General features: G+C 71.7%; 9 protein-coding genes. All 9 read right to left on the bottom strand.

Going from position 1 to position 7,880, the window contains the following annotated elements; translation table 11 throughout:
* Positions 1–218: 218 nt before the first annotated feature.
* Positions 219–617: an HIT family protein gene (locus tag QM633_RS01550; protein WP_415151961.1), complete on the bottom strand. Its 399-nt coding sequence runs from the start codon at positions 615–617 to the stop codon at positions 219–221.
* Between the two features lie 4 nt (positions 618–621).
* Positions 622–1,383: an imidazole glycerol phosphate synthase subunit HisF gene (gene hisF, locus QM633_RS01545; protein ID WP_415151960.1), complete on the bottom strand. Its 762-nt coding sequence runs from the start codon at positions 1,381–1,383 to the stop codon at positions 622–624.
* Positions 1,384–1,562: 179 nt separating this feature from the next.
* The gene (locus QM633_RS01540; RefSeq protein WP_415151959.1) at positions 1,563–4,298 is read right to left on the bottom strand and encodes a DEAD/DEAH box helicase; all 2,736 of its coding nucleotides are present in this window, start codon (positions 4,296–4,298) and stop codon (positions 1,563–1,565) included.
* Between the two features lie 78 nt (positions 4,299–4,376).
* The gene (locus tag QM633_RS01535; protein ID WP_415151958.1) at positions 4,377–5,324 is read right to left on the bottom strand and encodes a diacylglycerol/lipid kinase family protein; all 948 of its coding nucleotides are present in this window, start codon (positions 5,322–5,324) and stop codon (positions 4,377–4,379) included.
* 2 nt (positions 5,325–5,326) lie between these two features.
* Positions 5,327–6,157, bottom strand: coding sequence for a twin-arginine translocase subunit TatC (tatC, locus tag QM633_RS01530; protein ID WP_415151957.1), 831 nt, complete (start codon positions 6,155–6,157; stop codon positions 5,327–5,329).
* A gap of 9 nt (positions 6,158–6,166) precedes the next feature.
* Positions 6,167–6,436: a twin-arginine translocase TatA/TatE family subunit gene (tatA, locus tag QM633_RS01525; RefSeq protein ID WP_415151956.1), complete on the bottom strand. Its 270-nt coding sequence runs from the start codon at positions 6,434–6,436 to the stop codon at positions 6,167–6,169.
* Positions 6,437–6,529: 93 nt separating this feature from the next.
* On the bottom strand, positions 6,530–6,745 hold the full coding sequence (locus QM633_RS01520) for a hypothetical protein (protein ID WP_415151955.1): 216 nt from the start codon (positions 6,743–6,745) through the stop codon (positions 6,530–6,532).
* 10 nt (positions 6,746–6,755) lie between these two features.
* Positions 6,756–7,697, bottom strand: coding sequence for a WYL domain-containing protein (locus tag QM633_RS01515; RefSeq protein ID WP_415151954.1), 942 nt, complete (start codon positions 7,695–7,697; stop codon positions 6,756–6,758).
* On the bottom strand, positions 7,694–7,880 hold a 187-nt coding region (locus tag QM633_RS01510; RefSeq protein ID WP_415151953.1), incomplete at its 5' end, for a hypothetical protein. The genes QM633_RS01510 and QM633_RS01515, both read right to left, overlap by 4 nt.

The following is a 7,880-nucleotide window of genomic DNA, read 5'->3' as shown; positions in this document are numbered from 1 at the left end:
CTGAAGGCGTACAACGCGCTGAGCAAGGCCGACGCGGCCACCCTCGGAGCACCGAAGACCGGCGTCAAGACCACCGCGACCGGCACCTACGCCGACTTCGCACTCGGTCGCATCACCTGCCCGACCGGCAAGACCTGCATCGTCAGCTTCGGCTGAGCGTTCGGATCCTTCGCCACCTCGCCGGGCCACCCGGCGGGCCGGCCGCGGATGGGCCCCGGCTACTCGCCCGTGATCTGCCGATACACGCGGTCGAGGTCGATGCCGTCCTCGCGAACCATCAGCTCCCGAAGCCCGGGGCGGTGGGCGTAGCGCGGCACGAGATGGACGTGCAGGTGGAAGACCTCCTGCCCGGCGACCGCGCCGGAACTGCTCAGCAGGTTGAGCCCGTCCGCTCCGAGCCGGTCGACGAGCAGCCGCGAGGTGGCGGCGATCGCGGGCGCGATCTCGGTGAGGGCCTCCGGCTCCCCCATCAGGTCGTCGACGTGGCGCCGCGGGACCACGAGAGTGTGGCCGACATGCCAGGGGTTGATGTCGAGGAAGGCCACGGCGTGTTCGTCCGCGTACACCTGCCGCGAACCGATGTCGCCGGCAACGATTGAGCAGAACAGGCAGTCCATGGGTTCAGCGTACGGGGAACCCGGCCGCGGCGAGGGCGGCCTTCACCTCGGCGATGGTCAGGGTGCCGTAGTGGAAGACGCTGGCCGCAAGGACCGCGTCCGCGCCGGCCCGCGCGGCCTCGACGAAGTGCTCGACGGAGCCCGCGCCGCCCGACGCGATCACCGGCACATCCACAACGGCCCTGACCGCCGCGATCATCTCCAGGTCGTAGCCGTCGGTGGTGCCGTCGGCGTCCATCGAGTTCAGCAGCACCTCGCCCGCGCCCCGCTCGGTGGCCTCCCGCACCCACTCGATCGCGTCCAGGCCGGCGGAGACGCGTCCGCCGTGCGTGGTGACGCCGAAGCCGGATGGTCGGCCGGTCTCGCGCCGCGCGTCCAGGGAGAGGACGAGGACCTGGTTGCCGAAGCGACGGGCGATCTCGTCGATGGCCTGCGGGCGGGCGATCGCGCCGGTGTTGATGCCCACCTTGTCCGCGCCCGTGCGCAGGAGGCGGTCGACGTCCGCCACGGCACGCACTCCCCCACCCACGCAGAGGGGGATGAACACCGTCTCCGCGGTGCGCCGCACCATGTCGTAGGTCGTCGCCCGCCCCTCGGCGGACGCCGAGATGTCGAGGAAGACGAGTTCGTCCGCACCCTGCTCGCCGTAGGCAGCGGCCAGCTCGACCGGGTCGCCCGCGTCGCGCAGGTTGAGGAAGTTGACCCCCTTCACGACCCGCCCGTCGTGGACGTCCAGGCAGGGGATCACGCGGATGGCGAGGGTCATGGGGATCAGGCTAGCCGGGGCGGAGGGCACGAATCGTCGTTCCGCGGCCGCGCCACGAACCGCGGGGTCGCAGGGGGGCAAGGTCCGTCCCCCGAACGAGAAAGGGGACAGTCCCGCGAACGGGAACAGAACCGTCCCCTGAACGGGAAAGGGGACAGTCCCGGCGTGCCGGCGTCGGGTCAGTCCTCGAGGGGGGCGGCGTCGACAACGCCGCGGCGGACGTGGAAGATCAGCTCGCGGCAGGTGGTGCGCAGGAGGCCGGGGCCTGCGGCGTCGGCGAGCTGGCCGGCCGCGTCCACGACCTGGCGAGCCCAGCGGACGAAGTCGCCGGCGGTCAGACCCGACAGCATGAGAACGTCGAACAGGTCGGCGCCCGACGCCCAGGCGTGGATCGCCTCGGCGAAACCGATGTCGGGTTCGCCGTGGCTGGGCAGGCGGTGGTCGCGTTCGGACAGCGACACCTGCCGCCAGATGCCGCGCAGCCGGATCTGGGCATCCTCGCTGCGCCGGTCCGGCATGCGGGCCGGACTGCGGCGGTCTCCCCGCGCCTCGTAGACCAGGCTGGACAGCACGGCGGCGAGCTGAGCCGCGGTCAGGTCGTCGAAGACGCCGTCCCGTACCGCTTCCGCTGTGACCAGGTCCAGCTCGGAATAGATCCGCGCGAGCATCCGGCCCTGATCGGTCACCTGCGAGCCGCCATCGGGGCTGAGGTAACCGAGCGACTCGAGCACCGAGCAGATCCGGTCGAACCGGACCGCGATCGTGTTCGTGCAGCGGTCGGCCTGGTGCTGGGCCGTCTCGGTCTCCCGCTCCAGGCGAAGCGCCGCCTCCGCGTATCGGGCGTGGCCCTCGCGGTCGGGGCAGCCGTGCACGGGGTGGGCGCGCAACTGTTCCCTCAGCCGGGCGATCGCCGCCATCGCTTCCGCGTCCGCGAGGTCGGGGACGTCGGCGGCCTCCAGCGGGCCGTGCTGCAGCCGGGACGCCAGCGCCGCGGCGAGGTTGCGCCGGGAGGCGGCCGAGCGGAGGTCGAAGTGTTTGGGGATCTTCACCCGCCCGGCCACGGTCGGCGGCACCGGGAAGTCCGCGGGCGAGAGCCGCTTGACCTGCCGGTCGGCGGTCAGGACGGTCGGGGCCGGTCCCCCGCCGCCGCCCACCCCGGGATCCACGACGACCGCCCAGGCGCGGTGCCGCTTGCCCGGGATGTCCACGATGTCTCCGGGGCGCAGCCCCTGCAGCGCCTCGATCGCCTCGGCCCGGCGATCGGCCCGGCGTTCGCGCGCCGCGTCCGCCTCCAGCTGGGAGATCCGTCCGCGCAGCCGGAAGTACTCCTCCGCACTCCCGCGATCGCAGGACGCCTGCGTCCACTCCTGCGCGGCCCTGGCCCGACCGGCCGCGATCGAACGGGCCAGCCCCACCACCGACCGGTCGGACTGGTACTGGGCGAACGACTGTTCGAGCAGGACGCGGGCGCGCTCACGCCCGACCGTGCCGACCATGTTGACGGCCATGTTGTAGGTCGGCCGGAACGACGACCGCAGCGGGTAGGTGCGCCGGGACGCCAGGCCAGCCACGGCCCGGGGATCGAGGCCCGGCTGCCAGCAGACGACGGCGTGGCCCTCGACGTCGATGCCGCGCCGGCCCGCACGTCCGGTCAGCTGCGTGTACTCGCCGGCCGTGATGTCGGCATGGGTCTCGCCGTTGTACTTGACCAGCTTCTCCAGGACGACGCTGCGCGCCGGCATGTTGATGCCGAGCGCGAGGGTCTCGGTGGCGAACACCACTTTCACGAGCCCGGCGCCGAAAGCCTCCTCGACCATCTCCTTGAAGGCGGGCAGAAGCCCTGCGTGGTGGGCGGCGATCCCGTCGGTGAAGGCGGCCAGGAACCGGTCGTACTCCAGTGCAGCCAGGTCGGAGGGGCTGAGCCCCGCGGTGTGCCGGGACGCGATCTCCGCCAGCGCCCGCTTCTCCGCTCCGGTGGTCAGGTTCAGGCCTGAGTTCGCCAGCTGCCCGGCAGCGGTGTCGCAACCCTGCCGGGAGAAGATGAAGAAGATGGCGGGCAGCAGGCCGTCCCTCGCCAGCCGTTCGATCGTCGCGTCCCTGCGCGGCACCAGTCGTCGGGACGCCTCCAGCCGCTCGCGGGAGGCCGCCCCGCCGTAGCGGCCCGAGCCGTAGGCGGAGGTGCGCCTGCCATTGCCGGAGCGTCCGCGCGGGCGGCGGCTGTCGTCGCGCTGGCTGCGGGAATCCTCCTTCGCCAGCCGGAGCAGCTCGGGGTTGACCTCCTCGCCCGCGAACAGCTCCACCAGTCGCCGGCCCACCATCACGTGCTGGTACAGCGGCACCGGACGACGCTCGGTGACCACGACCTCCACGCCGCCGCGCACCTCGGAGAGCCAGTCGCCGAACTCCTCGGCGTTGCTCACCGTCGCGGACAATGCGACCAGCTGCACGGACTCGGCCAGGGAGATGATCACCTCCTCCCACACCGGGCCGCGGAACCGGTCGGCGAGGTAGTGCACCTCGTCCATCACCACGTACCCGAGGTTCGCCAGCGTCGGCGAGCCGGCGTAGAGCATGTTGCGCAGCACCTCGGTGGTCATCACGACCACCGGCGCCTCGCCGTTCAGGGTGGTGTCGCCGGTGAGGAGGCCCACGTTCGCCTCGCCGTGGCGCTCGCACAGGTCGTGGTACTTCTGGTTACTCAGCGCCTTGATCGGGGTGGTGTAGAAGCACTTGCGGCCGGTGGCCAGGGCGAGGAACACCGCGTACTCCCCCACGACCGTCTTGCCGGCGCCGGTCGGGGCGGCCACGAGCACTCCGCGCCCGGCTGCGACGTGCTCGCACGCGGTGACCTGGTAGTCGTCCAGCGCGAACGGGTACTGCGCCCGGAAGGCGGTGAGCGTGTCCACGGCCTCCAACCTACTGAATCCCCCCGCACCTCCCGACTGGTCAGCATCTGAGCCGCCTCCGACCGGCGGAGATCCCGACAAGCCGGCTCAGTGGGAAGGCGCGAAGACGGACAGGGAGTCCGGGACGGCCCGCAGGCGCAGGGGGACGGGGCCGAGCTCCTCGCCGTCGGCCATGCCGAACAGGCCGTCGCCGTCGACCACGACCTCGCGGGCGCGCAACTGTTCGACGGCCGGGTCGCGGATGTAGCCGCCGTCGAACATGCGCGGCAGCAGCCGCAGCAGGGTGACCCGGCTGACCGGGTTCACCACGGTGAGGTCGAGCAGTCCGTCGGTGACGTCCGCTCCGACACAGCCCTGCATGCCGCCACCGAACCAGCCGGCATTTCCGACCGCGACGAACATGGCCGTCTGATCGCGCACCTCGCCGTCGATCACCAGCCGGTAGGGCACCGGCTCGAACCGGCTCAGCTCGGCCAGCGCCGCCCAGGTGTAGCTCAGCTGGCCGAGGTTCCAGCGCAGGTGGTTGGTGCGGTAGTTCACCCGGGCGTCGAACCCTGTGCTGACGATGGAGCCCACCCAGCGCCGCTCGGCTCCGTCGGCCAACCGACCGCGCGCCTCCATCAGGTCCATCCGCAGCGTGTGGCCGGCGACGATCGTGCGGATCGCACCGGCGAGATCGTTCGGGACGCCGATCCCGCGGCAGAAGTCGTTGCCACGGCCGGCGGCCACCAGCCCGAGCGGCACGTCGGTCCCTGCCGCCGCGTTCAGGCCGAGGTGCATCATCCCGTCCCCGCCCATCACGACCAGCGCGTCCCGCCGATGCCCCTCCACGGCGGGCCTGGCCTGATCGACGGCCTGGATGCAGCGCAGCCGCGCATCACTGAACGACGTGGTCTGGTGGACGTGGAGATTCGCCCCGGGCAGCCCCGCGACCAGACCGGCCGTGAGCTGGGGCAGCAGCCGGCGCGCACGACCCCGTCCGGCCTCCGGATTCACCACCAGCGTCAGGGTGGGGCCGTCGTAGCGCAGCGGCACCGTCAGGTTCCCGCCACGACCAGGTCGGCCTTGGCCTTGCGCCGGTCGTGGACGCGGCAGATCACCTCTGCGATCAGGTAGAGCACGGTCATCGGGATCGCCAGCGCCAGCATCGAGAACGGGTCGGTGGACGGCGTCGCCGCGGCACCGAAGACGAAGATGCCGAACACGACGTAGGTGCGGACCTTCTTCAACTGGTCCGCCTTCAGCACGCCGACGAGGTTGAGGCCGACCACGAGCACCGGGATCAGGAAGCCCAACCCGAAGACGACCATGAGTTGAAGGGTGAGGGTGAGGAAGTCCTCCACGTCGACGAGGTTCGTCACGGGGACGCTGGAGGGGGTGAAGGCCAACAGCACCGAGATCCCCTGCGGCATGATGTAGTACCCGATCAGCACGCCGAGCAGGAACAGCGGCACCGCAGCACCGATGAACCCCAGCGCGTACCTCTTCTCCTTGGCCAGCAGCGCAGGGACGATGAACGCCCAGATCTGGTACACCCACACGGGACTGGACAGCACGATGCCCGCCACCACGCACACCTTCATCGCCAGGATCAGCGGTGTGGCCACCCCGGTGATGACGGTCGTCGGGTCGAGATTCGGGTTGCTCTCGGCCAGCATCTGCACGGCGAGCAGGTAGGGACGCAGCATCACCTGGTACAGCTGGTCGTACCAGATCGCAGCGAGCAGGCTGGTGACGATGATCGCGACCGCGGAGACGATCAGGCGGTAGCGCAGTTCGCGCAGGTGGTCGCCGAGCGACATGGTGCCGCCCGGTCCTGCCTCCGGCGGCCTGAGCCAGGCGAAGCGCCGGCGCTTACCCTCTGCCATCGACGGAGATCAGGACCTCTCCGGATCCACCCCGGTGCCGCCCGGCGCCGTGGGGGGGCTCGGCTGCACAGTCGGGCTCGGCTGCACGGTCGGTGCGGCCTGGGTCGGCGACGTCGGCTCGGCCGGGTTCCCGGTCGAGCGCAGCGACGACGTCTCCTCCTTGAACTCGCGGATCGCGCGGCCCGTGTTCCTGCCGATCCCGGCCAGGCGGGAGCCGCCGAACAGCAGCAGTGCGATCAGGGCGAGGATGACCCACTCCCAGCCACCCAGACTCGGCATGGCGCTCTCTCCTTCTCCCGGAATCTCCGGGCTACCTTAGCTCGCTTCCTCGCGCAACCGTGGCGACGCCGGACGCGAGAGCGTGCCGGAACCTCACGTGTCGATCGGGAACTGCCCTGTTCCCCCGCGGCCGGGCGGCAGGGTCGGCTGGATCTGGCCGACCAGGTCCGCGAGTTCGTTCGCACGGGTGCCCAGCATCTCCAGCTCGGAGAACAGGTCGGACGCCTTGTGCCACAGCCACACGGCGTAGCTGACCACCATGATCAGCCCGGCGAGCGCAATCCCGCCGAAGACCAGCACCCAGACCATGGCCCGAACCCTACCCGGCGTAGGCGGCGAGCGCCTCGGTCGCCGCCTCACGGGCGGCGTCCGCGGCCGCAGGGGGGGTGACCGCCAGCACATCGCTGCCGAGCCTCAGCAGCAGCGAGCGCAGCCACGCGGGGTCGGCGACGAGCAGGTCGACCTCGATCGCCGCATCCAGGGTGCGCACGGCGCGGGTCGGGTAGTACTCGGTGATCCACGCCGCCGCGGGCGCCAGCCTGAGCGTGACCTGGGCCGCGTCGGCGCGCTGCTCCAGCCAGCCGGGGCCGAACGCGGGCGGTTCGCCCACCTCCCCCGCAGGCTGCCCGGTCGGACGGACGGCATCGATCCGGTCCAGCCGGTAGGTCCGCCAGCCGGCCCGTTCCGGGCTCCAGGCCTGCAGGTAGCCGAACCCGTCCCTGGTGATCAGCCGGACCGGCGCCACCCGGGGCGTGGAGGGAGCGAGGCCTGCGCCGGTGTAGTCCAGGTCGACCAGCTCACCGGCCGCGACAGCGGCGGCCAGCTGCTGCCGGATGTCCTTTGACCCGACCGCGACGGCCACCATCGGGGTGACCGTTCCTGCGCCGGTCGCGCGCTCCAGCTTGGCCAGCGCCGACTCGGTCCCCTCGGCCAGGTTGCCCCCGGCCAGTTCCCTGACCGCGCGCAGCGCCACCACCAGGCTCATCGCCTCATCAGGCGTGAACCGCATCGGACGGGACAGGTAGTCGGCGTTGGTGAGCCGGATCCGCCCCGACTCGGTGACCGCGTCCATGTCGACCTCGATCAGGTCACCCGGCATCCCGCCGGGCAGGCCGCAGAACCACAGCACGTTGAGGTCGTCGAGCAGTTGCTCCGCGGTGACGCCGAACACGGCGGCGGTCGCGCCCAGCTCTGCATTGGGGTGGGTCTGCAGGTAGGGCACCAGCGCGAGCAGCCGGTTGACCTGGTCGGCGGAGGTCATGCCCACGCCTCCGCGACGGCGGTGAGCTCCGCCACGACCTGGGCCCGCACGTCCGCCGGCGCGAGCACGACCACGTCCGCCCCGTGCGCGCAGACCTCGCCGACGAGATCGCCCGCCCTGGCGTAGCTGACGGCCAGCACGTCGTAGCCGGCCGGCGCGCCGGTCGTCGCCTCCGCGGGGCGG

The organism is Propionicimonas sp., assembly GCF_047606205.1.
In the GTDB taxonomy this organism is placed as follows: domain Bacteria; phylum Actinomycetota; class Actinomycetes; order Propionibacteriales; family Propionibacteriaceae; genus Propionicimonas.
The sequence above is the reverse complement of the archived record's forward strand: the minus strand, read 5'-3'. Positions and strand labels throughout refer to the sequence as shown.

What these genes read in the sequence shown, in the direction of transcription:
- QM633_RS01520 (WP_415151955.1), bottom strand. Translation starts at nt 6,745, where the DNA reads ATGGTCTGGGTGCTGGTCTTCGGCGGGATTGCGCTCGCCGGGCTGATC.
- hisF (WP_415151960.1), bottom strand. Translation starts at nt 1,383, where the DNA reads ATGACCCTCGCCATCCGCGTGATCCCCTGCCTGGACGTCCACGACGGG.
- QM633_RS01515 (WP_415151954.1), bottom strand. Translation starts at nt 7,697, where the DNA reads ATGACCTCCGCCGACCAGGTCAACCGGCTGCTCGCGCTGGTGCCCTAC.
- tatC (WP_415151957.1), bottom strand. Translation starts at nt 6,157, where the DNA reads ATGGCAGAGGGTAAGCGCCGGCGCTTCGCCTGGCTCAGGCCGCCGGAG.
- tatA (WP_415151956.1), bottom strand. Translation starts at nt 6,436, where the DNA reads ATGCCGAGTCTGGGTGGCTGGGAGTGGGTCATCCTCGCCCTGATCGCA.
- QM633_RS01550 (WP_415151961.1), bottom strand. Translation starts at nt 617, where the DNA reads ATGGACTGCCTGTTCTGCTCAATCGTTGCCGGCGACATCGGTTCGCGG.